25 protein-coding genes are annotated in these 24,467 nt (G+C 67.6%); 12 read left to right on the forward strand and 13 right to left on the reverse strand.

Annotation, left to right across the window (positions count from 1 at the left end):
- The first annotated feature begins 85 nt into the window (after window positions 1-85).
- Window positions 86-1,051 carry a hypothetical protein gene (locus tag N5D20_RS08980; RefSeq protein WP_010481077.1) on the forward strand — a complete coding sequence of 322 codons (966 nt, stop codon included), beginning with the start codon at window positions 86-88 and terminating at the stop codon, window positions 1,049-1,051.
- Window positions 1,048-1,422, forward strand: a complete 375-nt coding sequence (locus tag N5D20_RS08985) for a hypothetical protein (protein ID WP_010481078.1) — start codon at window positions 1,048-1,050, stop codon at window positions 1,420-1,422. Before N5D20_RS08980 ends, N5D20_RS08985 begins: the two co-directional genes overlap by 4 nt.
- A gap of 128 nt (window positions 1,423-1,550) precedes the next feature.
- Here N5D20_RS08985 and accC read toward each other — a convergent pair whose 3' ends face one another.
- The 5 genes from accC to N5D20_RS09010 form a co-directional block, all read right to left on the reverse strand.
- Window positions 1,551-2,918 carry an acetyl-CoA carboxylase biotin carboxylase subunit gene (gene accC / locus N5D20_RS08990; protein ID WP_032129559.1) on the reverse strand — a complete coding sequence of 456 codons (1,368 nt, stop codon included), beginning with the start codon at window positions 2,916-2,918 and terminating at the stop codon, window positions 1,551-1,553.
- Window positions 2,919-2,928: 10 nt separating this feature from the next.
- Window positions 2,929-3,408 carry an acetyl-CoA carboxylase biotin carboxyl carrier protein gene (gene accB, locus N5D20_RS08995; RefSeq protein ID WP_005411252.1) on the reverse strand — a complete coding sequence of 160 codons (480 nt, stop codon included), beginning with the start codon at window positions 3,406-3,408 and terminating at the stop codon, window positions 2,929-2,931.
- A 53-nt stretch (window positions 3,409-3,461) separates the two neighbouring features.
- Window positions 3,462-3,887, reverse strand: coding sequence for a lysozyme inhibitor LprI family protein (locus tag N5D20_RS09000; protein WP_197579677.1), 426 nt, complete (start codon window positions 3,885-3,887; stop codon window positions 3,462-3,464).
- The gene (gene aroQ / locus N5D20_RS09005) at window positions 3,884-4,333 is read right to left on the reverse strand and encodes a type II 3-dehydroquinate dehydratase (protein ID WP_197579675.1); all 450 of its coding nucleotides are present in this window, start codon (window positions 4,331-4,333) and stop codon (window positions 3,884-3,886) included. Before aroQ ends, N5D20_RS09000 begins: the two co-directional genes overlap by 4 nt.
- A gap of 318 nt (window positions 4,334-4,651) precedes the next feature.
- On the reverse strand, window positions 4,652-5,380 hold the full coding sequence (locus N5D20_RS09010; RefSeq protein WP_197579673.1) for a DOPA 4,5-dioxygenase family protein: 729 nt from the start codon (window positions 5,378-5,380) through the stop codon (window positions 4,652-4,654).
- Between the two features lie 165 nt (window positions 5,381-5,545).
- Here N5D20_RS09010 and N5D20_RS09015 point away from each other — a divergent pair, with 165 nt between their 5' ends.
- Window positions 5,546-6,373 carry an isocitrate lyase/phosphoenolpyruvate mutase family protein gene (locus tag N5D20_RS09015; protein WP_197579671.1) on the forward strand — a complete coding sequence of 276 codons (828 nt, stop codon included), beginning with the start codon at window positions 5,546-5,548 and terminating at the stop codon, window positions 6,371-6,373.
- A 69-nt stretch (window positions 6,374-6,442) separates the two neighbouring features.
- On the opposite strand, the gene N5D20_RS09020 is transcribed toward N5D20_RS09015, so the two are convergent.
- Window positions 6,443-6,976 (reverse strand): hypothetical protein, encoded by a 534-nt coding sequence (locus tag N5D20_RS09020; RefSeq protein ID WP_197579669.1) that lies wholly within the window; start codon window positions 6,974-6,976, stop codon window positions 6,443-6,445.
- Window positions 6,977-7,103: 127 nt separating this feature from the next.
- Here N5D20_RS09020 and N5D20_RS09025 point away from each other — a divergent pair, with 127 nt between their 5' ends.
- Window positions 7,104-7,697: an NAD(P)H-dependent oxidoreductase gene (locus N5D20_RS09025; protein WP_197579667.1), complete on the forward strand. Its 594-nt coding sequence runs from the start codon at window positions 7,104-7,106 to the stop codon at window positions 7,695-7,697.
- A 16-nt stretch (window positions 7,698-7,713) separates the two neighbouring features.
- Window positions 7,714-8,307 carry a TetR/AcrR family transcriptional regulator gene (locus N5D20_RS09030; protein WP_029379726.1) on the forward strand — a complete coding sequence of 198 codons (594 nt, stop codon included), beginning with the start codon at window positions 7,714-7,716 and terminating at the stop codon, window positions 8,305-8,307.
- Between the two features lie 13 nt (window positions 8,308-8,320).
- Here the strand turns inward: N5D20_RS09030 and N5D20_RS09035 are convergent, their stop codons facing one another.
- Entirely contained in the window at window positions 8,321-9,115 is a 795-nt protein-coding gene (locus N5D20_RS09035) for a D-alanyl-D-alanine carboxypeptidase family protein (RefSeq protein WP_197579665.1), read from the reverse strand.
- A 121-nt stretch (window positions 9,116-9,236) separates the two neighbouring features.
- Between N5D20_RS09035 and N5D20_RS09040 the strand changes: the two genes are divergently transcribed.
- Together N5D20_RS09040 and N5D20_RS09045 are read left to right on the forward strand one after the other, a co-directional pair.
- Window positions 9,237-10,790 (forward strand): alkaline phosphatase, encoded by a 1,554-nt coding sequence (locus N5D20_RS09040; RefSeq protein WP_197579663.1) that lies wholly within the window; start codon window positions 9,237-9,239, stop codon window positions 10,788-10,790.
- Window positions 10,791-10,832: 42 nt separating this feature from the next.
- Complete coding sequence (locus tag N5D20_RS09045) at window positions 10,833-11,399, forward strand: GIY-YIG nuclease family protein (protein WP_126560184.1); 567 nt, start codon at window positions 10,833-10,835, stop codon at window positions 11,397-11,399.
- Window positions 11,400-11,406: 7 nt separating this feature from the next.
- Here the strand turns inward: N5D20_RS09045 and N5D20_RS09050 are convergent, their stop codons facing one another.
- Window positions 11,407-11,550 (reverse strand): hypothetical protein, encoded by a 144-nt coding sequence (locus N5D20_RS09050; protein WP_197579661.1) that lies wholly within the window; start codon window positions 11,548-11,550, stop codon window positions 11,407-11,409.
- Between the two features lie 98 nt (window positions 11,551-11,648).
- On the opposite strand from N5D20_RS09050, the gene N5D20_RS09055 reads away from it, so the two are divergent.
- Window positions 11,649-12,548: a LysR substrate-binding domain-containing protein gene (locus N5D20_RS09055; RefSeq protein WP_043397447.1), complete on the forward strand. Its 900-nt coding sequence runs from the start codon at window positions 11,649-11,651 to the stop codon at window positions 12,546-12,548.
- Window positions 12,549-12,579: 31 nt separating this feature from the next.
- Here N5D20_RS09055 and N5D20_RS09060 read toward each other — a convergent pair whose 3' ends face one another.
- The 3 genes from N5D20_RS09060 to N5D20_RS09070 all read right to left on the reverse strand — a co-directional run bounded on the left by N5D20_RS09060 (window position 12,580) and on the right by N5D20_RS09070 (window position 15,330).
- Window positions 12,580-13,296 (reverse strand): ABC transporter substrate-binding protein, encoded by a 717-nt coding sequence (locus N5D20_RS09060; RefSeq protein ID WP_197579659.1) that lies wholly within the window; start codon window positions 13,294-13,296, stop codon window positions 12,580-12,582.
- Window positions 13,297-13,358: 62 nt separating this feature from the next.
- Entirely contained in the window at window positions 13,359-14,882 is a 1,524-nt protein-coding gene (locus tag N5D20_RS09065; RefSeq protein WP_197579657.1) for a carotenoid oxygenase family protein, read from the reverse strand.
- A 25-nt stretch (window positions 14,883-14,907) separates the two neighbouring features.
- Window positions 14,908-15,330, reverse strand: a complete 423-nt coding sequence (locus N5D20_RS09070; protein ID WP_197579655.1) for a DUF2141 domain-containing protein — start codon at window positions 15,328-15,330, stop codon at window positions 14,908-14,910.
- 156 nt (window positions 15,331-15,486) lie between these two features.
- Between N5D20_RS09070 and N5D20_RS09075 the strand changes: the two genes are divergently transcribed.
- Genes N5D20_RS09075 through N5D20_RS09085 form a run of 3 tightly spaced genes read left to right on the forward strand, consistent with a single transcriptional unit; the run spans window position 15,487 to window position 17,616 of the window.
- Window positions 15,487-16,587, forward strand: a complete 1,101-nt coding sequence (locus N5D20_RS09075) for a histidine kinase (protein ID WP_279914303.1) — start codon at window positions 15,487-15,489, stop codon at window positions 16,585-16,587.
- Complete coding sequence (locus tag N5D20_RS09080; protein ID WP_197579651.1) at window positions 16,584-17,222, forward strand: response regulator transcription factor; 639 nt, start codon at window positions 16,584-16,586, stop codon at window positions 17,220-17,222. The genes N5D20_RS09075 and N5D20_RS09080 overlap by 4 nt, the downstream gene beginning before the upstream one ends.
- 22 nt (window positions 17,223-17,244) lie before the next feature.
- Window positions 17,245-17,616, forward strand: a complete 372-nt coding sequence (locus N5D20_RS09085) for a VOC family protein (protein WP_197579649.1) — start codon at window positions 17,245-17,247, stop codon at window positions 17,614-17,616.
- Between the two features lie 65 nt (window positions 17,617-17,681).
- Here the strand turns inward: N5D20_RS09085 and N5D20_RS09090 are convergent, their stop codons facing one another.
- On the reverse strand, window positions 17,682-18,521 hold the full coding sequence (locus N5D20_RS09090; RefSeq protein ID WP_049436860.1) for an arylamine N-acetyltransferase: 840 nt from the start codon (window positions 18,519-18,521) through the stop codon (window positions 17,682-17,684).
- 203 nt (window positions 18,522-18,724) lie between these two features.
- Between N5D20_RS09090 and N5D20_RS09095 the strand changes: the two genes are divergently transcribed.
- Entirely contained in the window at window positions 18,725-21,265 is a 2,541-nt protein-coding gene (locus N5D20_RS09095) for a methyl-accepting chemotaxis protein (protein ID WP_197579647.1), read from the forward strand.
- Between the two features lie 121 nt (window positions 21,266-21,386).
- Here N5D20_RS09095 and N5D20_RS09100 read toward each other — a convergent pair whose 3' ends face one another.
- Window positions 21,387-23,909, reverse strand: coding sequence for a sulfite reductase flavoprotein subunit alpha (locus N5D20_RS09100; RefSeq protein ID WP_197579645.1), 2,523 nt, complete (start codon window positions 23,907-23,909; stop codon window positions 21,387-21,389).
- Window positions 23,910-24,467 lie beyond the last annotated feature (558 nt).

A 24,467-nucleotide genomic window follows, 5' to 3' on the forward strand; every position in this document is an offset into this window, starting at 1 on the left:
AGATGAACGAAGCCCGTTCAGACAGGCCCGTCGGGCCTTGCTAAACTTCGTGCTTTCCTGTCCGCCGCATCGCTCACCGCCGCCGATGGCCTTCGCTCCGACCCTGAAAACCTGGTTGCTCGTACTGCCGGCCGTGGCCGTGCTGGGCGTGGCCGGTTATCGGGCCAGCGGCCATGCCGCGACCTCTTCGCTGGCGTCGGCGGATCTGGCAGGTGGGGTGGCAGCCACTGACAGTGCGGCGCCGCTGCCGGTGATGCCGGAGGCGCTCGCGCGCCGCCTGGCACCCTTCGAGCGTGGCAATGCATTGCCGTCCGGGCTGCCCCTGGATCTCCGCGCCGATATCGAAGACGCCACCGACCTGTATGCCTATGCACAGCGGTTGCGTGTGCAGGCGGACGAAGGCAACCACGAGGCGCGCTGGATGCTCAGCCGTGTCTATGACTATTGCGCGCAGTACGCGGTCGATCCGGGTGGCTACCGCCTGGACAACAACGTGCTGGCCGGGCTGGGCCTGACCGCCGCGCCGGCGATGGTGCAGGCGCGCGAACGAGTCGCGCAGCGTTGTGGTGGTTTCGTGCCGGGCGACAAGCTGGGCACGGCCCTGGTGCTGTCCGAACGTCGCAAGGCGGCCGCACAAGGCAATCTGGCTGCAGAGGCTGCGTTGTTCGCCGAGGGAGAGCCGCTGCAGGACAGCCCCGAGTACCGCCGTGACCTGGTTGAACGGGTGCGCACCTCGCGCGACCCGGAGGCCTTCATGGCGATCGCACCGGGCATGGGCGTGCGCGCCTCGGGTGACCGTGCGCTCAACGGGCTGGTGGCGGGCGAGCAGCTCAGTGAACTCGCATGGCGGCTTGCGGCCTGCGAACTCGGTCTACCGTGTGGGGCAGACAGTGTGCTGGTCAACAGTTTTTGTGCGAACGGAGGGATCTGTTCGCAGGATGGTACGCAGGATTTCCGGGATTTCGTGTATGACGCTGCGGTATCGCGGCAGGGCGCTGGGAAGATGAAGGAATGGATCAAGCGATTGGTTGGAAAGAGGAACGAGCAATGAACTACCGCCGATTCCTGCACGGGGCCAAGTTCTGGTTCTGGGTGGCCCTGTTCGTGGCCTACTCGGCCGGCGCGGTTGGCCTGTTGATGATCGATACCTATGAAGATCGCTACCGGCATCTGTCGAAGGTGGAACTGACCACGGTAAAGGCGCAGGAAGACGTGCGCCGTGCCGGTGCCAGCCAGGTGGCCGCGGTCTATCGCGCGCAGAGCGGCATGCCGTTCGCGTCGCTGCCGGCGGGCAGCACCTTCCAGGTGGTGTGGCCGGATGGTTCGACCGAGACCATGGTGATCGTCGACCCGACCTCGCCCAATGGCGTGCGTCCGCTGGCGAACTCGCAGATTCCGGCCGAAGCAGCCGACAAGCGCTGATGCGCCTGCTGTAGAGCCGAGCCCACGCTCGGCTGCTTTTCCAGCAAGCCGAGCGTGGGCTCGGCTCTACAGCAACAGAAAAGGGCGGGGATATCCCCGCCCTTTTCATGTCCAGCACTGGGCGCCGATCAGGTCAGCGCGATCGGCTTGTTCTTGCGTTCGGCCAATCGCTTTTCCAGGTAGTGGATGTTCTGGCCACCGGCCTGGAACCCCTTGTCGCGCATGATCCGCTGCTGCAGGGCGACGTTGGTCTTGATGCCATCGACCACCATTTCGCTCAGTGCCACGCGCATGCGGGCAATGGCGGTTTCGCGGTCCGGGCCGTGCACGATCAGCTTGCCGATCATCGAGTCGTAGTTCGACGGCACGCGGTAGCCACTGTAGATGTGGGTGTCCACGCGCACGCCGGGGCCGCCCGGCGGATGGAAGCCGGTGATGGTGCCCGGGCTCGGCACGAAGGTTTCTGCATCTTCGGCGTTGATGCGGCATTCGATGGCATGGCCGGTCAGCACCACGTCACTCTGCTTGATCGACAGCTTCTGGCCGGCGGCGATCTTCAGCTGCTCGGCCACCAGGTCGATGCCGGTGACCATTTCGGTGACCGGATGCTCCACCTGGATGCGGGTGTTCATTTCGATGAAGTAGAAGCGGCCGTCCTCGTACAGGAACTCGAACGTGCCGGCGCCACGGTAGCCGATACGCACGCAGGCTTCGGTGCACACCTTGCCGATCTGCTCGCGCTGCTCGGCGGTGATGCCCGGTGCCGGCGCTTCTTCCACCACCTTCTGGTGGCGGCGCTGCATCGAGCAGTCGCGCTCACCCAGGTGGATGGCGTTGCCCTGGCCGTCGGCCAGCACCTGGATCTCCACGTGGCGCGGATTCTCCAGGAACTTCTCCATGTAGACCTCGCCATTGCCGAACGCGGCCTTGGCCTCGCTCTTGGTGGTTTCGATGGAGGTCTTCAGCGAGGCTTCGGCGTGCACCACGCGCATGCCGCGGCCACCGCCGCCACCGGCTGCCTTGATGATGACCGGGTAGCCGATCTCACGGGCGATCTTGGTGTTGGCGACGATGTCCTCGCCCAGCGGGCCGCCCGAGCCGGGTACGCACGGCACGCCGGCGGACTTCATCGCGCGGATGGCTTCGACCTTGTCACCCATCATGCGGATGGTGTCGGCCTTGGGGCCGATGAAGATGAAGCCGGACTCTTCCACGCGCTCGGCGAAGTCGGCGTTCTCCGACAGGAAGCCGTAGCCTGGGTGGATGGCCTGGGCGTCGGTGACTTCCGCCGCGGCGATCAGTGCCGGGATGTTGAGGTAGCTCTGCGGCGACGGCGCCGGGCCGATGCAGACCGACTCGTCGGCCATGGCCACGTGCTTGAGGTTGCGGTCGACCGTGGAGTGCACGGCCACCGTGCGGATGCCGAGGGTGTGGCACGCGCGCAGGATGCGCAGCGCGATTTCCCCTCGGTTGGCGATGACGACTTTGTCGAGCATGGCGTGCCCCTCAGCCGATCACGAACAGCGGCTGGTCGAATTCCACCGGCTGGCCGTTCTCGCCGAGGATGGCGACGATGGTGCCGGACGTGTCGGCTTCGATCGGGTTGAACATCTTCATCGCTTCGATGATGGCCAGAGTCTCGCCTTCCTTGACCTGCTGGCCCACGGTGACGAAGGCCGGCTTGTCCGGGGCGGACGAGGCGTAGAAGGTGCCGACCATCGGCGAGCGCAGCACGTGGCCTTCCGGCAGTGCCGGGCCTGGCTTGGCGGTGCCGCCGGTGGAGGCTTCGGTCGGCGACTGCATCGGCATCGCCTGCGGCGCCGGGGCGGCCGGAGCGGCATACACCGGGGCGGCGACCGGGGCGGCATAGCCGGCCACCGGGGCGCGCGACAGGCGCACCGACTCTTCGCCTTCCTTGATTTCGATTTCAGCCAGGTTCGACTCTTCCAGCAGGTCGATCAGCTTCTTGATTTTGCGGAGATCCATGGTGGCCTCTTTGCTCTTGATGTCAGTGTGGTGGGAAGCGCATCGCGCTCGGGTCAAAGCAGTTCGTAGAACTCGCGCAGCTGCCGTGTGCGGTCGCGCGCGAGGGTGATCAGGCAGCGCATCTGTGCGCCGTTGCGCGCCGTGCCATCGGAATTGAGGGCATAGACGGCGTTGCAGTCGTGGTCGCGCAGCTGCATCCAGGCACGCTGCGCCAGGACCAGCTGCTGCTCGGCATCGCCGCAATAGCTGCAGCCGCCGCCGTTGGCGGGTGTGCGCAGCTGGCGCCGGGCTTGTGCATACACCGCATTGAGTTCGACATCAGCGGCTGCGGCCACGTCCGAGGCGGACAGGTCGCTCTCCATCGTGGTGGTCGGATGCGCGCAGTCGATGCCTTCGTCTTTGCGGTCGAATGCCGTGGCCACGCCGCAGAGGCCAGCCCACGCCAGAACGCCGGCAAGCACGCGCGGCAGCACGTTCACGCGCGGTCCGCCTGCACGCGCAGCAGCGCTGCGTCCATCGCGTAGCGGTAGCTGTCGGCGCCGAAGCCGCAGACCACGCCCACGGCCTTGTCACTGAAGTAGCTGTGCTGGCGGAACGGTTCGCGGGTATGCGGATTGGACAGGTGGATCTCGATGAACGGCACCGCCACCGCCGCCAGCGCATCGCGCAGGGCCACCGAGGTGTGGGTGAAGGCGGCGGGGTTGATCAGGATGAAAGCGGTTCCGTCGTCGCGCGCGGCCTGCACGCGGTCCACCAGTACGTGCTCGGCATTGGACTGCAGGCTCTCCACCGCGTGCCCGGCGGCCGAGGCCTGGGCCGCCAGCGCCTGGTCGATGTCGGCCAGCGTGGTGTGGCCGTAGACCTCCGGCTCGCGGGTGCCGAGCAGGTTGAGGTTGGGGCCGTGCAGGACCAGCAGCTTCGCCATGGGATCCGGAAGACGGGAAAGGGCGGCAGTCTGGCGGAACCGGCGGATGCTGTCCAGTTCGGCGAAGTTTGCTGCGTTTCAATCGATTGTTTGAAATCTGCCGAAGCGCTTGCGGCCCTATGCGGGGCGGCGGATCAAGGCGCGCTGAACGCCGTGCGGGCGCGGGATGCGTGCACGTAGGGCGACGATGGCGGCAAGAGCCTTGTCGGGGGAGCCGCGCCACGCGTGGAAGAAGGAAGTTCGGTGCGCAGCAAGCTACGCACCCACCGGAGGGGGCTCAAGGTGCACAGCAAGCTACGCACCCACCGGAAAGGCGGGTCAGGTCTCCAGCGGCACCGTCGGCACCACGTTCGGGAACACCTCCTCCAGCGGCTCCCGTTCCCCCGGCTTCGGCGCCGGCCAGTTGTAGGCGTTCACCGGCTGCGCGCGGTTCACCCACAACGCGTAATACAGGTGGTCGGCGCGGCCATCACCGGTATTGGGGTGGATCAGGATGGTCAGGCCCAGGCTGTTGAGCTGCAGCCAGGGCACCAGTACCGGCAGCAGGTCGTTGGTGAAGCCGAAATAGAACGACGGGGTGACGTGTGGTCCGCGTGGCTCCAGGTTCCAGTTGCCCAGCTCCACCGGGAAGCGCTCGGCCGCCCAACGCCGCAGCAGCGCAGCCTTCTCGAAGCTGTCCTCGTCGAAGTAGATATGCGCGTGATAGCTCTTGATGTCGGTGTAGGCGCGTGGGGTCGCGGGTAGCGTGGCCTCGCCGGGACGCACGCTGGCCGGGCGCGGGGTCGGTTCGCTGGCCGTGGCCTGGCCCCAGGGGCTGCGCCCTTCCGGCGCTGGCGGCACGATGGCGCGGAAGCCGGGGCGGCCAGGCTCGGTGGTGTTCACCGCGTCGTTGCCGCGCGGTGCTGCGGTGCCGGTCGACGCACTGGCCAGGCCGCCGGCGGCCAGACCCGCCGAAGCGATCAGGCGGCGCCGTGCCGGCGAAAGCAGGTCGGCCCAGTGGGCGTCATCGTCGCCGGTGTCGGTGAGGGGCTGCGGGTCCGGGTGCATGAGGGGCTCCGTGGCGGCATTGAGTGGGCAGGCAAGCACGCTCGGACAGGGATGCCGGTGGCGTCCAATAAGCAGGGGGCATCACCTCATGCAGGGGCGCCTTCGTCGCCTTGAGCGCGACCGGACGGCGGGCTAGGGTGCAGATCTGTCGCCCTGGAACCCGCCATGACTTCGTTCGATGCAGACACCCCGCGCAAGCGCGCGGCCTTCCGCCAGCTACATGCGCAGGGTTGCTTCGTGTTGCCCAATCCGTGGGACGTGGGCAGTGCCCGCTACCTGCAGCGGCAGGGCTTCCAGGCCCTGGCCACGACCAGTGCCGGCTGTGCCTGGAGCGAAGGGCGGCCGGATGGCGCGGTTTCGTTGCCGGCCACGCTGGAGCATCTGCGCCTGATGGCGGCGGCGACCCCGTTACCGCTGAATGCCGACTTCGGTGATGGCTTCGGCGCTACGCCGCAGGCGGTGGAGGAGGCGGTGGCCGCGGCGCTCGACACGGGCATCGCGGCGTTGTCGATCGAGGACGCCAGCGGCGTGGCCGACGCACCGCTGAGACCCATCGACCAGGCGGTCGAGCGCCTGCGCGCTGCCCGTGCAGCCATCGACCGCGCAGGCGGTGACGTGCTGCTGGTCGGGCGTGCGGAGAACTTCTTCGTCGGCGTGCCGGATCTGCAGGACACCCTGCAGCGCCTGCGGGCCTATGCCGAGGCCGGTGCCGATGTGCTGTATGCGCCTGGCATCAGCACGCGCGAGCAGATCAGCGCGGTGGTTGCCGCTGCAGGGTCAAAACCGGTGAACCTGCTGGTTGGTGGACCGACACCGCTGAACCTGCAGGACATCGCAGCACTTGGTGTTCGCCGGGTCAGCCTGGGCGGTGCGCTTGCGCGTGCGGCATGGGGTGGGCTGATACAGGCCACACAGCCGATCGTGCAGGAGGGGCGTTTCGATGGGCTGCAGCAGGCGGCTTCCGGGGCCGCGTTGAACGCGTTGTTCCGCTAACGGACAGCCGGTAGATCCATGCCATGCGTAGATGGATGCGCCGGAGCGTACCGACGCCCAGCAATCGCGCTACAGCGTTTCCACTCCACCCTTGGGCAGCGTCACGCCAGGCTCCAGCGCTGGCAGCAGCTGCCAGAGCAGCTCAGGGTTGTCGAGCAACCCGGCGCCATCCAGATAGCTCCATTGCGCGCCGCCGACGCGGCGCACGGCGACCATGAACGAGGTGCTGCGGATCGGGGATTCACGTACGCGCAGCAACGAGTAGCGCGGGACGAAGCAGACCTCCTCGTCGCCGGCGGCATAGGTACGGGTCGGTACCCCAGCTTCGTCGCTGATGATGGTGACGCCGGCCTCGTGCAACGCCTTGACCGTGTCGCGGGTCGATCGGGCGTAGACCTCATCACCGCCGGCCAGGCGTTTCAGGCTGGGATGCGTGCGGGCGATGATCAGCTCGGCATCGCCGCGCGCGAACGCGGCCAGCATCCCCTGCACGTCCTGGCGCAGGGCGGCCGATTCGGATGGGGTGAGCTCGCCGGCCACGGCCGTCGGCGCCATCGTGGCCAGCAGCAGGAACAGCAGGGGAGCAAGCAGGCGTCGGTGCATCGTCGGGGACCTCCACGGGATGCGGCGCACTATACGGTGAACGCAAAAACAGCGTCCCATCGGTGGCGCTGGTGATCCGGGAATCATTACTTACCATTGGTAGTTAATGATTCCTGGAGATTCACCCATGCACAGTCTCATCGTCACCACCCACCCGGAAACCGGATCGCTCACCCATGCCATCGCCCAGCGCATCGGCGACGCCATCAGGGCCACCGCCGGCAACACCGTAACCCACGCAGACCTCGTCGCCGAAGGCTTCGATCCGCGCTTCAACCGCGAGGACCAGGCCCTGTTCCGCGGGACCGGCCCGGTTCCGTCCGATGTGGCGGCCGAGCATGCGCGGCTGGATGCCATCGATACGCTGGTGCTGGTCTACCCGCTGTACTGGTGGTCGTTCCCTGCCTTGCTGAAGGGATGGATCGATCGCGTGTTCACCCAGGGCTGGGCGTACCAGGACGGCGCCGATGGCAAGGTGCAGAAGAAGCTGCAGCGCCTGCGCGTGCATCTGGTCGGCGTTGGCGGTGCGGGCGCGGAAATGATTGAACGGCGCGGCTATGGCACGGCGATGAAGACCCAGATCGACATGGGCATCTTCGACTACTGTGGCGCGCGCGTGCTGTCGTCCGAACTGCTGCTCGACGCCGACAGCGGTGCCGCGCAGGCGCATCTGCAGACCGCCGTGGAAATCGGCCGTAAAATCGGTACTCCGATGAGTTGATCACCCTGTTCCGCCGATGCCTGCCAACGCCGCTCCCACGCGCCGCCGATTGACCCGCGAGCAACGCGCCCGCCAGTTGCTGGATGTGGCCTGGGCGCTGGTTGGCGAAGAAGGCACCGACGCGTTGACGCTGGGACGGCTGGCCGAGGCGGCGGGCGTGACCAAGCCGGTGGCCTACGATCACTTCGTGACCCGCAACGGCCTGCTGGCCGCGCTCTACGATGACTATGACGGGCGGCAGACGGTGGTCTTCCACGAGCGTATCGGCCGCGCCCGGGCGCAGCTGGCCGACCGTGCGGCAGCCATCGCCTCCGGCTACATCGACTGCATCCTCAGCCAGGGCAGTGAAGTGCAGGGCATCCTCGCCGCGCTGGTGGGTGCGCCGGAACTGCACGAGGTGCGGCGGCGTTACCAGCAGGACTTCATCGACAACTGCGACGCCTGGCTGGGCCCGTTCGCCAGCGACGGCTCGGTGCCGCTGGCGGGACGCTGGGCGATCCTGGGTGCGGCTGAAACCCTGTCCGAGGGTGTGGCCGCGGGCGCGCTGGACAAGACCGACGCCGAGGCCGAGCTGCAGCGGCTGATCGTGGCGACGGTCAAGCGTCGCTGAGCCGCTTCGAAGGTCAGGCCCCGGCGGTACTGCCGGCCAGCGTGGCGAATCCTGCCGCCAGCTGATCGCGCACCCATGCGTCGCGCGCGTCGCGGTTCTCAGAACCCAATACCACGGTGATCAGGCGTATCGGCTCGTCCCGCCCGTGTACCACCCGGCATGCGGTGGCGGCCAGGCAGAAGCCTGCGGCCTGGGTGTAGCCGGTCTTCAAGCCATCCACGCCGTCATCGCCAAGCAGGGCGTTCTGGTTGTTGCGGCTGAAGCTGCCGTGCGCGAACGCGCGCTGCGCGGTGACCGCCAGGATCTGCGGATGATCGTTCAACAGGCACGCGGCCAGCACCGCCATGTCGCGCGCGCTGGACGCATGGTGCGGCGTGGTGATGCCGGAGACGCTGGCGAACCAGGTGCTGCGCAGGCCGAGCTGGCGTGCGTGCCGGTTCATGCGCTCCAGGAACGCAGGCTGCGATCCGTCCAGGTGGCGCGCGACCGCCAGCGCCGCGTCATTGCCGGAGACGATCATCAAGCCTTCCAGCAGGCGCGCGAGGGTGACCGTTTCGCCGGGTACCAGGCCCATGCGCGTTTCATCGTCGGCGACCGCATGCACGTCGTCGGCGGCGATGGTGACTTCGTCGCCCCACGAGCGCCCGCGCTCCTCGACACATTCGTAAGCCGCGTAGGCGGTCATCAGCTTGGTCAGCGAGGCCGGTTGCCTGGCGATGTCCGCGTTGTGCTGGTGAATCACTGCGAAGGTTGCCGCATCGAGGGTGATGGACGACAGCGGTGCACGCGCAGGAGCAGGAGACGGCATGGAAACGACGATGGCAGTGGGGACTCTGGAGGATAGTGTGCGGCGGCTGCACGAAGCTGAAATATTGCAACGATATAACGTATCGTCAATGTGGGCCGCCGATGGCCCGACGGGACATCCGATGACTGCACGCATTCCACGCCGCTGGCTTCATTCTTCGTTGCTGCTCGCGCTGGCCGCACTTGGCGGCTGCCAGTCCAATCTGCGCACCGAGGCTGTTTCCTCCGCCGAAGCCGGTCCGCTCAATGTGATCGTGATGATCAACGACGGTGCCGGCTGGGGTACCTGGGACGCGGCGGCCTACTGGCAGTATGGCCGCCGCGAAGGCGCACCCTATGCGGATTTCCCGCTGCGCCTGGCGGTAACCACCTTCCCGTTGAATGCCAGCAGCCAGCCGACCCGCGACAACGCACAGACGCTTGGCTACGACCCGGGCAAGGCCTGGGATGACACGCCGGTTCCTGCGCAGGACCTGCCGTTTGCCGGCTACCAGTACCTGGCCGCGGTGGCTACCGACAGTGCGGCGGCGGGCACCGCGTTGTCCTCGGGCATCAAGACCTACAACAACGCCATCAACTACAACAACGATGGCCAGCCGGTCGAGTTCAATACGCTGCGCGCCAAGCGCCTGGGCATGGCGACCGGTGTAGTGACTTCGGTACCGTTCGCGCACGCCACACCCGCAGCATTCGCGGCGCAGAACGAATCGCGCAACAGCTATCACGCCATTGCGCACCAGATGCTGGCGCAGGGCCACCTGGACCTGGTCATGGGCACCGGAGGCCCGGGCTACAGCGTCGACGGCCGCGCCTGCAACGAAGGCACGGACGCCGCAAAGGCAGAGGGCTGCGCGAATCCATGGGAGTGGGTGTCGCAGCAGGATTGGCAGCAGCTGGAAGCGGGCAGCACCATTGCCGGCAATCCGGCGGGACCGTGGCGCCTGATCCGCAGCAAGGAAGCGTTCGCCGCACTGGCGCAGGGACGGTTGCCGGCCGACAGACCGCTGATCGGTGTACCGCGCGTGGCCAACACACTGCAGCAGGCGCGCCAACTGCAGGTGCTGGGCAAGGATGCGGCCACGGCTTCCGGTGTGAGGAAGATCGACACCGTGCCGGATCTTGCGACCATGACCCGCGGCGCGCTGCAGTTCCTGCAGCAGCGCTCGTCCAAGGGGCTGTTCCTGATGGTGGAAGGCGGCGCCACCGACTGGGCCGCGCATACCAGCGCCTGCGGCACCGAATGGCATTACGGCCAGTGCAGCGATCAGCCGCAGTATGGCCGGTTGATCGAAGAGACCGTGGAGTTCAATGACGCGGTGACGGCGGTGGTCGACTGGATCGAGCGTAACGGTGGCTGGAAGCGCAACCTGTTGATCGTCACCACCGACCACGACAACAGCATGCCGATGGGCCCGGATGCGCAGAACGTTGCCTTCGCGCCGGTGCGCAACAACGGCCGCGGCCGCATGCCCGGGATCAGTTTCCGTCCCACCGGCAACCATTCCAATGCACTGGTGCCGTTGTGGGCCAAGGGTGCGGGGTCGGAGCTGCTGGGCCAGCGCGTGCGCGGTGTTGATGCCGGCTACCGTCAGCACGTGCACTGGAACGACGGCAGTTACATCGACAACACCGACGTGGCTGCGGCGGTGCAGGAGGCGCTGCAGCGTCCACGGTAACGCCCGGTTGCACCCGGGCTGTTGTCGAGGCAGCCTGCGCACATGCAGTCGGATATCCGCATCGACGGTCGTGTCTTCGCCTACGTCTTCCCCTGTGCGTGGGAAGACTACGCGAAGATCGGTTTCTCACGTGATCCGCTCGGACGCATCAGCGCATTGCACCGGCGTTGGTTCGAGTTCTTCGACCTCGACGCCGGTGCACTGGTGGAAGCGGAAAGCGAGCGCGATGCGCGAGATCTGGAGCTGCAGCTGCGTTCGCCGTTCAAGGCGCACCGCGCGCCGGCGCCGATGACGGTCCAGGACAAGGCTGGAGGTCGCACCGAATGGGTACGTGGTGCCAACCAGGCCTTGTCGCGTGCAATTATCGCGTTGGGCGAACAAGGCTATCGCTGCTATCCACTGAAGGCGTGGCTGCGGGCCGCCCTGTGCCTGCGCATGGACCAGCTGCACGACTGGGCTGCGGTGCAACTTCCGGAGGAGGAAGGCCTGCGGCTGCCCAGTGGCCCCGGCGAGCGTGCGCTGCGTGACACCCTCGACGGTTGTCGGGCATTGGATATCGATCCGATCCCGTGGCTGCCTGAACACGTCCAACGCTGGTATGCAGGGTGAGGAGCGTTCAACGGGTTCTCGGCGGCTGAACTGGCGCAGCCGGTTGCTGCCCGCACTGCGGGGCAGGTGTGGAAGGGCTGGCCAGCTGGCGTGCCAGCTCGGTGCTGGCCACGTGGCCCTGCAGGAACAACAAGCCGCCGAAGATGTTCATGAGCGTGCCTCCACTTGAGTAGATTGCACGATACGGGCAGCATGGACGGGCAAAAAGCGACATTTCCGCAAGCGTGTCTTGAGAGGAATTCAAGCCTGATGTCCCGCCCACCGCTCCATGCCCTGCAAGGCTTCGTGGCCGCCGCCCGGCTCGGCAACCTGTCGCGCGCGGCGGCGTCGATGAACCTGACCGTCAGCGCGCTCAGCCACCAGATGCGGCAGCTGGAAGAACGGCTCGGGCAGCCGTTGCTGATCCGCCAACCGCGTGGCGTCACCCTCACCCTTGAGGGCCAGCGCCTGCTCGATCAGGTGGGTCCGCATCTGGATGCGATCAACGAAGCCTTCCAACCCTATGCCGCGCGCGCCGAGCACGTGCTGACGATCAGCGCGGTGCCGTCGATGGCTTCGGCCTGGTTAGTGCCGCGGTTGGGGCATTTCGTCGCCGCGCACCCGCAGATCGAGATCAACCTGCAGTCGAGTGAACGCCTGATTGATTTCGAGCGGCAGCGCCAGTTCGACGCCGCGCTGCGGCTGGGCAGCGGGCAGTGGCCGGGCCTGGTGGTGGAGCCGCTGTTCGACGAGTGGCTGCTGCCAATGGCCAGCCCGGCGCTGATCGAACGCATGGGAGGCGTCGACCGCGTGCCGTTGACCCAGTGGCCGCTGCTGGGTGATCCGGACGGGGCATGGGGCGCCTGGTTCGCGTTGAGCGGGCAGAGGCCACCGTCGCGCTTCGTGGCGGTGCTGGATGATTCGGAGGCGCACCATCGCGCCGCTCTGGATGGCGTGGGCGTGGCCCTCGGGCGGGTGACGCGGGCGCGGCTGCTGCTGGATTCGGGCCAGTTGGTCGCGCTGTCCAGCCAGCGCCTGAAGACCGACTGGCCGCATTGGCTGGTGTACCCGCAGCGCTCGGCTAGCCATCGTGGCTTCCTCGCCTTCCGCGACTGGCTGCATGCGCAGGCCGCCGAGCACGTGCGGCACATGGCAGACGCGCATCTGTAGCGTCGCGCGGTGCTCGATCTCGCGTCTACAGTCACCGCACCAGCGTGACCGCCTGCCCGGCACGGGCGAACGCTTCCTCCAGCAACGGGCCTGCCTTGATCGCCTCCACTGCCTCGAGCAACGCCTGCAGCGCGCCGGCCGGGCGTGAGGCCGGCGCCGCCACCGCCTGCTGGATCGCGGTGAAACGGTCGGCCAGCACGCGATGGCCGGGATGCGCCTGTGCCCAGGCCACCAGCGGCTGGCGCACGCCGGCGGCGGCATCCAGACGCTGCTGATCGAACAGGGTGATGGCCGCCGCCGAGGTCTCCGCCCGCTCGATCGTGGCGTTGCGCAGTTCACGGCTCAGGAACAGGTCATAGGCCGCGCCACGCCCCACCGTGATGCGCATCCCTTCGCGGTCGAGGTCGGCCACCTGCTGCGCAGGGCTGTCCTCGCGAACCAGATAGGTGCCTTCGATCTCCACGTACGGGGCACTGAAGGCGATGCGGTCGGTGCGTGCCGGATCGATGGCCAGGAAAGCCAGGTCCCAGCCGTCTTCGCCCGCTGCGGCGACCACGGAGGCTGCGGCATCGTGGCAGGTGAAGCGTGCCTGCACCCCCATCCGTTGCGCCAATGCGGTAGCCAGTTCCAGCGAGGGGCCGCGCGGTGAGCGCGCATCGCCCTGTGCCAGCACCGGGTTGCCCAGGTTGATCGCCACGCGCAGGAAACCGTGCGGTGCCAGCGTACTTCGATGGTCGGCCAAGGACATGCAGGACTCCACGGGGCAGGGGAGAACCAGCATGCCAACAACGGTGTCCGCGTGGCGTGGACTCAGCCGTGCGCGGCGAAGGTGCCGTGGAAGCCCAGTGGCACCGCATACGGCAGCCAGGCCTGTGCCAGCGGGCCGTCATCCACATGGCGCGCATCCAGCACCGCCAGGCCGCTGCGCTTGTTCACCGGATCGAGCAGGGTGCCGATCAGCCAGCCATCGTCAGCGTCGCGGCTGCCCGGACGCGGTACGAACACATGCTCTTCGGCCATGATATCCGGCCCGTAGTTCCACAACTGGCGGCGCCCGCGATCGATGTCGAACGCGGCCACGGCGTTGAAGTACGGTGCGCTGGCCGGGCCGTCGATGGTCGGCGCATACAGCCGCGCGCCACGTGTGTTCGTCGAGCGCGGGTCGAACAATGGGAACTCCACCGCGCTGATGCCCAACGTCTCCCAGCGGGTCTGTCCACGACGCAGGTCCAGATGCAGCTCGACCAGGCTGGCGCCACTGTTGGCCGCGTGTGCACCGTCACCGGCCATCGCTTCCTTCATCGGCGAGCGCGCCTCGTTGATGTCGTCATGGCGTACTGCGCGCAGCACGATGCCGCCATCGCGGGTGAACGCGTCGCCGAAGTGATAGATCGCCGCGAACGGCGCCTCGAACCATTGCGCCTTGTCCGGTGCATCCTTGGCGACCACCGCGATACGCACAGGACGCTGCGGTGCGAACTGCATGCGCTCGAAGAAGCTGCCACCTGCGCCGGTGAAATCGAACGGCATCATCACGAACACCAGGTGCTGGTCGGTCATTGCGAAGGCATGCAGGTAGCCATGCTCGGGTGTTTCGATCACATTGGCGCTGCGCAGCTGGCCGTCCGCACCGATGTGCCAGACCAGCAGGCCATGGCCCCCCATCAGGCTGATCGAGCCGAAGTTCCAGAGGCTGCCGTCGCGGTCGGTCAGCGGGTGCGCCGAGAATGGTAGTGCGGCGAGGTCCGGACGCCAGGTGACAGGACCAAGTGTCTGCAGCGAATCGGGGTCCACTTCGAACGCAGAACCGGATTCGCACAGCGCGAACAGGCGGCCATTGATCAACGTCACCGAGGTGTTGGCCACGTTGGCATCATCGTTGTTGCGTACCGTCAGCGCACCGGGAACGCTGGTGCCGGCAGCCGGATACTGGAAGCGGCCGACCTTCTGTTCACGGGTGAATTTCGGCGTGGCGACCATGCGCCCGTGATGGGTCAGGCTGCCATCACCATTGAAGCGCCAGCCATGCACCATGCCGTCGCCGTCGAACCAGTGGTCGTAGCGGAAGCCATCGCGCTCGGTCCACGCCGGGCCGTTGCGGTACAACGTACCGGCCAGGCTTGACGGCAGCTTTCCGTGCAGCTGCACGGTGGCCGGGCCGAGGCTTTCACTGCCGACGCTGCGCCAGCCGAGCAGCCAGGGGTGTTCCTGCATACCCTGCGCGAACCGCGCCGGGTCGCCGGCGAAGGCGGGAGCGCTGCGCAGCGCAGTGGCGCCCAGGGCCAGGCAGGCACTGCTGCTGAGCAGGGTACGAAGGAAGCGGCGACGGTCCATGGTGGCCTCGGGTCTGGATGCGGAATCAGCGCAGGGTGATGTCGATGGCGGTGCCAGCGGCCGGCACGTCGACGCGCGCCTCGTCGAAGGTCGGCTTGCGCATCACCTGCGGGTTGTTGCTGAAGCCGTAGCCTTCCACCGGCATGCCGACCAGGTTGGTGTCGAGCTTGCCGTTGTCGTTCTCGTCGTGGGTGAGCAGCACGGCGTAGTTGCCGGCCGGTATACCCTTGAACGTGAAGTGGGCGCTGTCGCCGCTGGGCGCCGCCTGCTGGGCCTGCACGGGCTTGGCCTTGCCGTCCCAGGCGGCAGCGCTGTCGACCAGCGCAACGCGCAGGGTGCCGGTCTGCACGCGGACGTCGTGCACGGTCACGGCCAGGTCGGCGGCGTGGGCACTGCCGGCCAGGGCCAGTGCAGTCAGGGCGGTGCTGAGCAGGGCGGTGCGGATCATGGCAGTGGCTCCGGAAGTGTGTGTGGCGATGTGGCGCCAGTCTGCGTGGGGCGGTGCACGGGGTTCAGGGCCAGTGGTCATCGATTCGACGTGCCAGAAGTCACTTTCTGCGCCGGACCCATTGCCGCCGGCGTGTGCGGCGGTCAGCATCTGGCCATGCCCAGCCTGTTCCGCCATCTCTTGCGTCCTCTCAGCCTTGCCGGCCTGGTTACCGTGCTGGCGGTGGGCCTGTCGTTCGCTGTACAGCGCAACGGTGCCGGGCTGAGCCTGCTGCTGCTTGCCGTGTTCCTGTTGCTGTTCGTGGTGCACGGCTGGGCGTCGATGCCATCCCGCGTGCGCGCCGTCGCTGCGGTGTTGCAGGCGCTGCTGGCGGTTGCGCTGGTTGCGCTGCAGCCGCGTACTGGTACTGCTCCGGTGCTGCTGGTGGTGCTGGTCGCACAGCTGGCCGAGCACTGGCCGCCGCGCTTCGTGCTGGGCGTTGCGCTGCTGGCCAACCTGGCGGTGTATGCCGCGCTGCGCCACAGCGGCTTCAGCCAGCCGCTGCTGGTGGTGCTGCTCTATGGCGGCTTCCAGGCCTTCGCCGCACTGACCGCCCACTATGCCCGCAGCACGGCGCTGGCCCGCGATGACCTGGCCCGGGTCAACGCCGACCTGCTGGCTACCCGCGCGCTGCTGGCCGACAGCGCACGCGATGCCGAGCGCCTGCGCCTGGCGCGTGAACTGCACGATGTGGCTGGGCACAAGCTCACCGCGATGCGGCTCAACCTGCGCGCCCTGGCCGCTGACCCAGCACTGGCCGGCCGCGAGGGACTGGTGCTGGTGGAACGGTTGTCCGGCGAGTTGCTGGCCGACATCCGCCAGGTGGTGCAATCGATGCGCGATGATCGCGGCCTCGATCTGGCCACCGCACTGCATGCGCTGGCCGCACCCTTCCCACGACCAAAGCTGCAGCTGCAGATCGGCGACGGGGTGCGCGTGGCTGACCCGTTGATGGCCGAGACCGTGCTGCGGCTGGTGCAGGAAGCCCTGACCAACGCCGCCCGCCACGGCAATGCAGACACCGTCTGGCTGACGATCAGTGCAGAGGATTCCCAGTTGCGTATCGATATCCGCGATGACGGCCAGCGCGCCGAACGCATCCGCGAGGGCAATGGCATCGCCGGCATGCGCGAGCGCCTGGCGGCCGTACAGGGGCGTTTGGAGCTGGCGCGAACCGCACAGGGCGGCATGCACCTGACCGCATGGTTGCCGGCATGAGTGCCGCCATGATCCGGGTGGCGCTGGCTGATGACCAGGCGCTGGTCCGCGCCGGCCTGCGCGCGCTGTTGCAGGGCCTGGGCGTGGACGTGGTGCTGGAGGCCGAGGAGGGCCAGACGCTGCTGGACGCGTTGGCCGCCCAGCGCGTGGATGTGGTGCTCAGTGACATCCGCATGCCAGGGATGGACGGCATCGAGGCATTGCGCCAGCTGCGCGCGCGCGGTGATGCCACGCCGTGGCTGCTGCTGACGACCTTCGATGAAAGTGATCTGCTGCTGCGTGCCAGCGAGGCCGGCGCACAGGGCTTCCTGCTCAAGGACGCCGCACCTGCAGACCTGCGCGAAGCGATCGAGCGCGTCGCCGCTGGTGAAACCCTGCTGCTGCCGGTCAGCACCGAGCCGGTGCGCGCCCGTTACCGCTTCCACGACGAAGCACCGCCCACTGATACCTTCGGGGAACGCGAAGTGGCGATCCTGCGCCTGCTGGCCGGGGGATACAGCAACAAGGAGATCGCGCGCAGCCTGTTCCTGGCCGAAGGCACGGTGAAGAACTACGTGTCGGCCATACTCGACAAGCTGGGTACCCGCGATCGCACCCGTGCAGTACTGAAGGCGATTACCCTGCGCATCATCTGAGTGGACCGAGCAAGGAGTGCCAGTGAACCCGATCCTGCATGTGGAAATCCCGGCCAGTGACCTGGACCGTGCCATCACGTTCTACCAGCGGTGGCTGCAGGTTGCGGTGGACGAACCTATCGTGCTGCACGACTGCCGGATGGCCTATCTGCCGTTTTCCGATGAGGCCGCCGGTGCCAGCATTGCGCTGGTGCACGGCGCGGACTACCGGCCCTCCGAGCAGGGCGCGCGCATCTACATCGGCGTCGATGACCTGGATGCGAGCCTCGACCGTGCGCTGCAGGCCGGGGCCGAGCTGCGCTTCGGCCCGGCTGATGCGGGTGGCTGGCGTGTGGCCGAGATCCGCGACAGTGAAGGCAACCGGATCGCGGTGCAGGCGCGCGCGATTCTGTAGAGCCGAGCCCATGCTCGGCTGCTGTTGGCCCAGCCGCTCCAGCTCAGCCGAGCATGGGCTCGGCTCTACAAGAGCGCGGCGCGCGAGCGTTGCAGCCAATCATTGATGGCCGGGTCCAGTCGCGGGTCGTCCGGCAGCTGCATGCCGAAGCGCTGCTGCAGCACGTCACGCACATCACCCACATCATGCAGCGGGCGCTTGTCCGGCGCCTGCCCGGGGCGGTACTCGGTGTAGTTGCCGCTGCCGATGGTACGGCGCCAGTCCGGTCCGGTCAGTGATGCACGCAGCTGTCCGGGAAAACTGGAATCGGGATGGGTGCACACGTACCAGTTGCCCACCACGTTGTCGATCGGTGCCGGCGCCTGCAGGTCGAACCGATACATCGCCCGCCAGCCATCGTTGGACTCGGCCGACAGCACGAAATCACCCTCGTCGGGCAGGCGTTGCAGCAGATAGCGTTCATGTGGCGTGGCCTGCGGCTGCGGATCATGCAGGCGCAGCGGTACGGTCGGGGTCAGGCTGCCGAATCCGGCATCCACCAGCCAGTCGTCCCCATCCACATGCACGCGCAGCAGCAGATGGGTACGCGCGGTCAGCTCGCCGTCCTGGGCTGCCAGCAGCACGCGCGCACTCAGCGGCTGCGCATCAAAGCCCAATGCCTGCAGCAGCGCCAGCAGGCCGCCATTGAGTTCGAAGCAGTAACCACCGCGGCGGTCGTCAAGCAGCTTGCGTTGCACGCTGTCCAGGTCGATCGGCACCGCGTCGCGCAGCAGGCAGCTGAGGGTCTCGAAGGGCAGCAGTGCGTTGTGGCGCTGCTGCAGCAGGGTCAGGCCGGCCAGCGTCCGCGGTGGCGGCGCATCCAGCTGCAGGCGTTGCAGGTAGCGGGGGACATCGAGCGTCGTCATGGAGGCACCGGGCGGGGGAGGGACGTCCACTGTGCTCCCCCAACCGGGGTTGAGGTCAAGCGCGGCGCCCGTGTCATGCCCCCGTCGCTTGCACCCTGTACAAAGGCCGCGTCCACCCGCGACGGGGGGACCCGGACGAAGAAGGCGCTAAAGTTGCCCTGAATCCGGCCGATACAGGTGCGTCTTTCCGCCTGGAGTCTGTCATGTCGGCCGTTGTCCCCCACCTCCGGTCCCTGCGCACGCGCCTTGCCGCGTTGCACTCGGCGTCCCCCGGCCTGCTGCGCTGGCTGCAGCCGCATCGGCTCAGCGTGGCCAACAAGCTCAAGGCGACCCTGTGGGTCTGTGGCCTGGGCCTGGTGGCGATCGCCGCTGTCTACGCCTGGACTGGCCATGCCAACGCACTGGCTGCGCGCAGCCAGGCCAGCTACCAGCGCGGCAGCGATCTGGCCGCCAGCCTGTCCACGCGGGTGGCCGAAGCGCGTCGCCTGCAGACCCAGTATGCACGCAGTTTCGATGATGCCGACCGCGCGCAGCTGTTGGCCACGCAGAAGGCATTGCAGGCCGATCTGCAGGCGCTGCGCTCGACGCCGATGGATGCTGGCCGGCGCAAGGCCCTGCAGGCGCTGACCGAAGCCGCCGACGCGTTCTCGCAGGGTGTGGCTGCCCTGTTCGAACGTGTCGACGAGATGGGTCGCGGTGATGCCGGCCTCGCCGCGCAGCTGCAGCAGGCCGCCGATACCCTGCAGGTACAGGTGGACGCGCTGCAGCGGCCGCCGCTGGCGCTGTCCCTGCAGAAGATGCGAAGGCAGGAGGCACTGCTGCTGCTCGACGGTGATTCCACCCACGCCGACCGTGCCAGCGAGGAGAAGCTGCCGTTCGATCTCGCGCTGGCCGGCCTGCCTACCGATGTGCAGGATGCCCTGCGCGGCGGGATGGAGGGCTATCAGGGCGCCCTGCTGGGTTACACCGCCGCCCGCGTCGGCCTGGACGTGGAGGCGCAGTCGCTGCTGGATACCGCCGCGGGCGTAGCACCGGCGTTGGCCGCCTTCCAGCAGGCGCAGGTGGCGGCGCTGGCCAGGGCGCAGGCGCGCCAGCACGCCGGCGCGCGCACGATGAGCGTGCTGTTCGCACTGACCCTGCTGCTGGTGGCCGGCGTGCTGATCACCAGCCTGGTGCTGGTGCTGCGTGCGGTGCGCCAGCCGATCCAGGACACCCTGCGTTTCGCCAGCGATATCGCTGACGACCGCCTCGACACCACCCTGCGCGTCTACAACGCCAATGATGAGATCGGCCAGCTGGCCCAGCGCCTGGTCGACATGCAGCAGCGCCTGCGCGCGCGCATCGAGACCGAGCGTGCCGTGGCACGCGGCAATACCCGCGTGCGCCAGGCCCTGGACAGCGCGCAGACTGGCCTGATGGTGATCGATGCCGAAGGTCTGGTTGCGTATGCCAACCCAGCCCTGCTGCTGCAGCTGGAACTGCGGGCTGAAGACCTGGTGGGCAGCGATGCGGTGCGCCTGCATCCGGCCCTGGCCGCCCTGGCCGGTGTGCGACAGCGCGAAGAGCGCGAAATCGGCCATGGCGGTGTGCGCTATCAGCTGATCGCCAATCCCATCGTCGATGAAGGGCACTTTCTCGGCGTGGCAGTGGAGTGGCGCAGTCGCGAGCTGGAAACCCTGCTGGAAACCGAGGTTGCGGCACTGGTCGATGCCGCCGCGCACGGTGATCTGCATGGGCGCATCGCGCTGGAGGGAAAACAGGGCTTCGTGCGCACACTGTCGACCAGCATCAACCGCTTGCTGGCCACCTTCGAGACCAACCTCGGCGATCTGCAGGCGCTTCTGGCTGCGCTGGCCCGCGGCGACCTCAGCGTGCGCATGGAAGGTGAGCTGCAAGGCGTGTTCGCACGCATGCGCGATGATGCCAACGCTACCGTCGCGCAACTGGGCCGTATGATTACCCGCATCCAGCAGGCCACGTCCAGCCTCGATACCGGCGTTGGCGAAATCGTCGCCGGTCACCATGACCTGTCGCAGCGCACCGAACAGCAGGCGGCCAACCTGGAAGAGACGGCAGCGTCGATGCACGAGCTGACCGACACCGTTGGCCGCAATGCCGATGCCGCGGGGCGTGCCGACGTGCTGGTCAAGGGCGCGGCGGCAGTGGCCCAGCGCGGTGGCGAGGCCGTTGGCCAGGTGGTCGCGACCATGCAGGGCATCAGCGAGGCCTCGCGACGGATCGGCGACATCACCCAGCTGATCGACGGCATCGCTTTCCAGACCAACATTCTCGCGCTGAATGCTGCGGTGGAAGCCGCGCGCGCGGGCGAGCAGGGCCGCAGCTTTGCCGTGGTGGCCGCAGAAGTGCGCCTGCTGGCACAACGCAGCGCGGAGGCGGCCAAGCAGATCAAGGGTCTGATCGAGGATTCGGTGGCGCGTGTGGGCCAGGGCAACCAGCAGGCCGAACAGGCCGGCACCACGATGGGCGAGATTGTCGGCAGCGTGCAGCAACTGGCGGATCTGCTGGCCGGTATCCGCAGCGCGTCGCAGGACCAGCATGCCGGCATCGCCCAGGTGAACCAGACCATCGTGCAGATGGAAGCCAGTACCCAGCGCAATGCCAGCCTGGTGGAAGAGGCCGGTGCCTCGACGGCGCAGATGCAGGCGCAGGTGCATGCGCTGGCGGAAGCCGTTGGCGCGTTCCGGCTGCAGTCGATGCCACAGGCGCGCGCTGCGGCGGCCTAGCCTGCGGTTCCTTGTCGGCTGGCGGGGAATCAGCCGAGCGTAGGCTCGGCTCTACATCAGCTGCAGGAACACTGTAGAGCCGAGCCCATGCTCGGCTCACGCCAGCGTTCGGAGGCAGGAATCAATACACGTCGCGACGGTAGCGCCCGGTTTCCAGCAGCGTTTCCACAACATCATCGCCCAGCGCAGCGCGCAGCACCTGGTCCACGCCTTCGGCCATGCCCTGCAGCGAACCGCACACGTGGATGACTGCACCACGCTGCATCCAGTCGCGCAGGGCATCGGCCGCCGCACGCAGGTGATCCTGCACGTAACCACCTTCGCCATCGCGCGAGAACGCCAGGTCCACCCGCGCGAGATGGCCATCGGCCTGCCACGCTTCGATCTCATCGGCGAACAGGAAGTCATGCGCGCGCTGGCGTTCGCCGAACAGCAGCCAGTGCCCGTGCTCACCTGCATGCGCGGCTTCGCGCAACAGACTGCGCAGGCCCGCGATGCCGGTGCCATTGCCGATCAGCACCATCGGTGCACCGGCGACGCGGTGGAACCCGGGATTGCGGTGCACGCGGGCGACGAGACTGGCACCGATCGGTGCATGCAGCGACAGCCAGCCCGAGCCGAGCCCGGCGCGGCCCGTGTCGTCGTGCACCAGTCGTACCACCAGTTCCACCGCGCCATCCTCGGTGCACGAGGCGATGGAATATTCGCGTCCGGGCAGCATCGGCAGCCCTGCCAGCCACAGGCACGGATCCTGTACCGCCAGCGCAGCATCGGCATCCGGTAGTTCGCGTTCGCTGGCCAGCGCCAACAGCGTGCGCGGCTGGCCTTCGATCAGCAGTGGCTGCAGGGGATCCAGCCCCTGTGCCTTCAGCACCGCGCCGGCATGCCGCGCGTTGTGACGGGGCGCGATATGCAGGATGTCGCCCGCCTGCCACTGCACCTCGGCCGGGGCCGCAAGACGGATGCGCCAGATCGCACCGCCGATGCTGCCTGGATTGAGGCGGTCGCGGCCGAGCAGGCGCCAGTCATGCATCTGCGTGGCGGCCGGCAGCACGCTGTCATCGGTGGCGATGCCGGTCAGCGCGCCCAGCTGCAGCTGCCATTGGCGCAGGGCCGCGACCGAGGCGGCATCGACTTCGATGCGGTCGAACAACGGGCGCGCGCCGTTGCCGAGCAGCCAGCCATCAACCTGGCGGCCGAAGCCGCAGTAGTGCGGGTACTGTCGATCACCCAGCGCCAGCAGTCCAAACTGCAGGCCTGACAGGTCGAGTGTCTGTGCCATCAGCCGTCGTGCAGCACCTCGCGCCGCATCCGGTGGTTCGCCATCGCCGAAGGTGCTCAGTACCAACAGCGCCTGCGCGGTGCGGGCCAGCTGCACGGCATCAATGCGGGCCAGCGGCAGCACCTGCACCGCATGACCGGACGCCTGCAGCTGCGCGGCTGCGCGCCATGCGAGTTGTTCGCCCAGTCCGCTCTGGCTGGCATGCACCACCAGCCAAGGCGCGCGGCCATCATCGGCGGCGGCAGCCGGCAGCGACTGGCGCAGGCCACGCGCGGCGCGCTGGCTGCGTCGGCGGTCCAGGTAGAGCATCCAGCCGGTGATGAAGAACAGGCTCATGCCCAAACTGCTGAGCATCACCACGACACGCCCGGGCACGCCGAAGTAGCTGCCCGAGTGCAGCGCGAACACGCTGGTGGCCAGCTGCGCGCCGACACCCTGGCGTGCATAGGGGCGGGCATCGAGTGTGGCACCCGTGCCCGGGTCGAGCTGCAGCAGATCATGCGCGCGGTCATGCTGGCCACCGCGCTGCGACGGATCACCGGCCATCACGCGTACATTCAGTGCCTGCCCGGGCTTTTCCGGCAGGCGCAGGTCGATGTAGCCGGTGCGCACGCCGGGCAGTGCATACAGCGTGGCTTCGATGCGCTCCAGGTTCAGGGCGGCGCCGGTGGCCACCTTGTGCTTGATGGCCGGTGCGACGCCCAACAGGGTGTTGGCGGCACTGCGATACCAGTCGAAGGACCACCACAAGCCGGTCAGCGCACTCATCAGGTAGATCAGCAGCACCCACGTGCCGACCACCGAGTGCAGGCTCCACAGGAAGCCACGGCCGCTGCGTTTCCATTCCACCGCCAGCCAGCTGCGCCAGTGCCACCAGCGTCGCGGCCAGCGCAGATAGAGCCCGGACAAGGTGAAGAACAGCAGCGCGATGGCGCAGCTGCCGGTGATCCATTTGCCACGCTCGCCGGCGGCGAGGTGGCGATGCAGGTCCTCGACGAAATCGAAGAACGCCTGCCCGCGCAGGGCGCTGAATCGTTCGCCGCTGTACGGATCGAAGTAGACCCAGTGTTCCTTGCCGCCGACGAAGCGTGCCACCGAGGGCCGTTGCCCGGTGGCATCCACGCGCAGGCGCTGCAGCGGGCGTTCACTGCCGGCCTGCAGCAGCGGCACCAGTTCGCTCAGTGCAAGTGGAAGCTGGCCATCGGCATGGTGCTCGGCAATCTCGGCGAAGCCGGGATTGGCGGCGCGCAACAGCTCGTCCTCGAAGGACAGTACGGCGCCGCTGAGGCCCATTACGGCCAGTACGGCACCGGCGGTGATGCCCAGCAGCCAGTGCAGTTGGAACAGGACGTTCTTGAACATCGAAGGAGGAGGGCCCGGAAGGCTGCCGCCCGCATCCTGCGCAACAGCAAATGAGAATTAGTCGCGGAATTCTCCGTGGCGGACGGGCTACGGTCAAGGAGGGTTTTGTTGCAGGGCTTTGCAGCCCTGCACCCGCTACAAGCCGGAGCAACGTCAACGTCAAAAGCTGGCTTTCCGTGGGTTGGCGGGGTGGGTCCGGTTGAGGGGGACGCTGCAAGTACGTCCATGTAAGCTCGGTCGCCGCATCCATGCGGCTCACGCCCCCTCAACCGGACCCACCCCGCCTTCGACAGTTTTCCGCGATCTGTCGGAACGGCGTTCTGCTTTGGTGGGTGCCGACCGTTGGTCGGCACGGGGTCTGATTCCGTTCTGAATATCGATATCTGACAGATGTGTCGACCAAGGTCGACACCTACCAACAGCCGCGAAGATCTGTCTGAGGTGGGGCGGTGTGGGTGGTCAGGACCGTTGGCGCCATGGATGGCGCCATCGAGCCCCCATGGGTGAGGGCGCTTTGCTTGCGAAGCACTGCTTCGCAAGCGCCCGAACGCACAGCCG

It is taken from the genome of Stenotrophomonas sp. GD03877 (genome assembly GCF_029840555.1).
In the GTDB taxonomy this organism is placed as follows: domain Bacteria; phylum Pseudomonadota; class Gammaproteobacteria; order Xanthomonadales; family Xanthomonadaceae; genus Stenotrophomonas; species Stenotrophomonas geniculata.

Excerpts from the sequence above, each read along its gene's own strand:
- N5D20_RS08980 (WP_010481077.1), top strand. The coding sequence starts at position 86 with ATGGCCTTCGCTCCGACCCTGAAAACCTGGTTGCTCGTACTGCCGGCC.
- N5D20_RS08985 (WP_010481078.1), top strand. The coding sequence starts at position 1,048 with ATGAACTACCGCCGATTCCTGCACGGGGCCAAGTTCTGGTTCTGGGTG.
- accC (WP_032129559.1), bottom strand. The coding sequence starts at position 2,918 with ATGCTCGACAAAGTCGTCATCGCCAACCGAGGGGAAATCGCGCTGCGC.
- accB (WP_005411252.1), bottom strand. The coding sequence starts at position 3,408 with ATGGATCTCCGCAAAATCAAGAAGCTGATCGACCTGCTGGAAGAGTCG.
- aroQ (WP_197579675.1), bottom strand. The coding sequence starts at position 4,333 with ATGGCGAAGCTGCTGGTCCTGCACGGCCCCAACCTCAACCTGCTCGGC.
- N5D20_RS09010 (WP_197579673.1), bottom strand. The coding sequence starts at position 5,380 with ATGCACCCGGACCCGCAGCCCCTCACCGACACCGGCGACGATGACGCC.
- N5D20_RS09015 (WP_197579671.1), top strand. The coding sequence starts at position 5,546 with ATGACTTCGTTCGATGCAGACACCCCGCGCAAGCGCGCGGCCTTCCGC.
- N5D20_RS09020 (WP_197579669.1), bottom strand. The coding sequence starts at position 6,976 with ATGCACCGACGCCTGCTTGCTCCCCTGCTGTTCCTGCTGCTGGCCACG.
- N5D20_RS09025 (WP_197579667.1), top strand. The coding sequence starts at position 7,104 with ATGCACAGTCTCATCGTCACCACCCACCCGGAAACCGGATCGCTCACC.
- N5D20_RS09030 (WP_029379726.1), top strand. The coding sequence starts at position 7,714 with ATGCCTGCCAACGCCGCTCCCACGCGCCGCCGATTGACCCGCGAGCAA.
- N5D20_RS09035 (WP_197579665.1), bottom strand. The coding sequence starts at position 9,115 with ATGCCGTCTCCTGCTCCTGCGCGTGCACCGCTGTCGTCCATCACCCTC.
- N5D20_RS09040 (WP_197579663.1), top strand. The coding sequence starts at position 9,237 with ATGACTGCACGCATTCCACGCCGCTGGCTTCATTCTTCGTTGCTGCTC.
- N5D20_RS09045 (WP_126560184.1), top strand. The coding sequence starts at position 10,833 with ATGCAGTCGGATATCCGCATCGACGGTCGTGTCTTCGCCTACGTCTTC.
- N5D20_RS09050 (WP_197579661.1), bottom strand. The coding sequence starts at position 11,550 with ATGAACATCTTCGGCGGCTTGTTGTTCCTGCAGGGCCACGTGGCCAGC.
- N5D20_RS09055 (WP_043397447.1), top strand. The coding sequence starts at position 11,649 with ATGTCCCGCCCACCGCTCCATGCCCTGCAAGGCTTCGTGGCCGCCGCC.
- N5D20_RS09060 (WP_197579659.1), bottom strand. The coding sequence starts at position 13,296 with ATGTCCTTGGCCGACCATCGAAGTACGCTGGCACCGCACGGTTTCCTG.
- N5D20_RS09065 (WP_197579657.1), bottom strand. The coding sequence starts at position 14,882 with ATGGACCGTCGCCGCTTCCTTCGTACCCTGCTCAGCAGCAGTGCCTGC.
- N5D20_RS09070 (WP_197579655.1), bottom strand. The coding sequence starts at position 15,330 with ATGATCCGCACCGCCCTGCTCAGCACCGCCCTGACTGCACTGGCCCTG.
- N5D20_RS09075 (WP_279914303.1), top strand. The coding sequence starts at position 15,487 with ATGCCCAGCCTGTTCCGCCATCTCTTGCGTCCTCTCAGCCTTGCCGGC.
- N5D20_RS09080 (WP_197579651.1), top strand. The coding sequence starts at position 16,584 with ATGAGTGCCGCCATGATCCGGGTGGCGCTGGCTGATGACCAGGCGCTG.
- N5D20_RS09090 (WP_049436860.1), bottom strand. The coding sequence starts at position 18,521 with ATGACGACGCTCGATGTCCCCCGCTACCTGCAACGCCTGCAGCTGGAT.
- N5D20_RS09095 (WP_197579647.1), top strand. The coding sequence starts at position 18,725 with ATGTCGGCCGTTGTCCCCCACCTCCGGTCCCTGCGCACGCGCCTTGCC.
- N5D20_RS09100 (WP_197579645.1), bottom strand. The coding sequence starts at position 23,909 with ATGTTCAAGAACGTCCTGTTCCAACTGCACTGGCTGCTGGGCATCACC.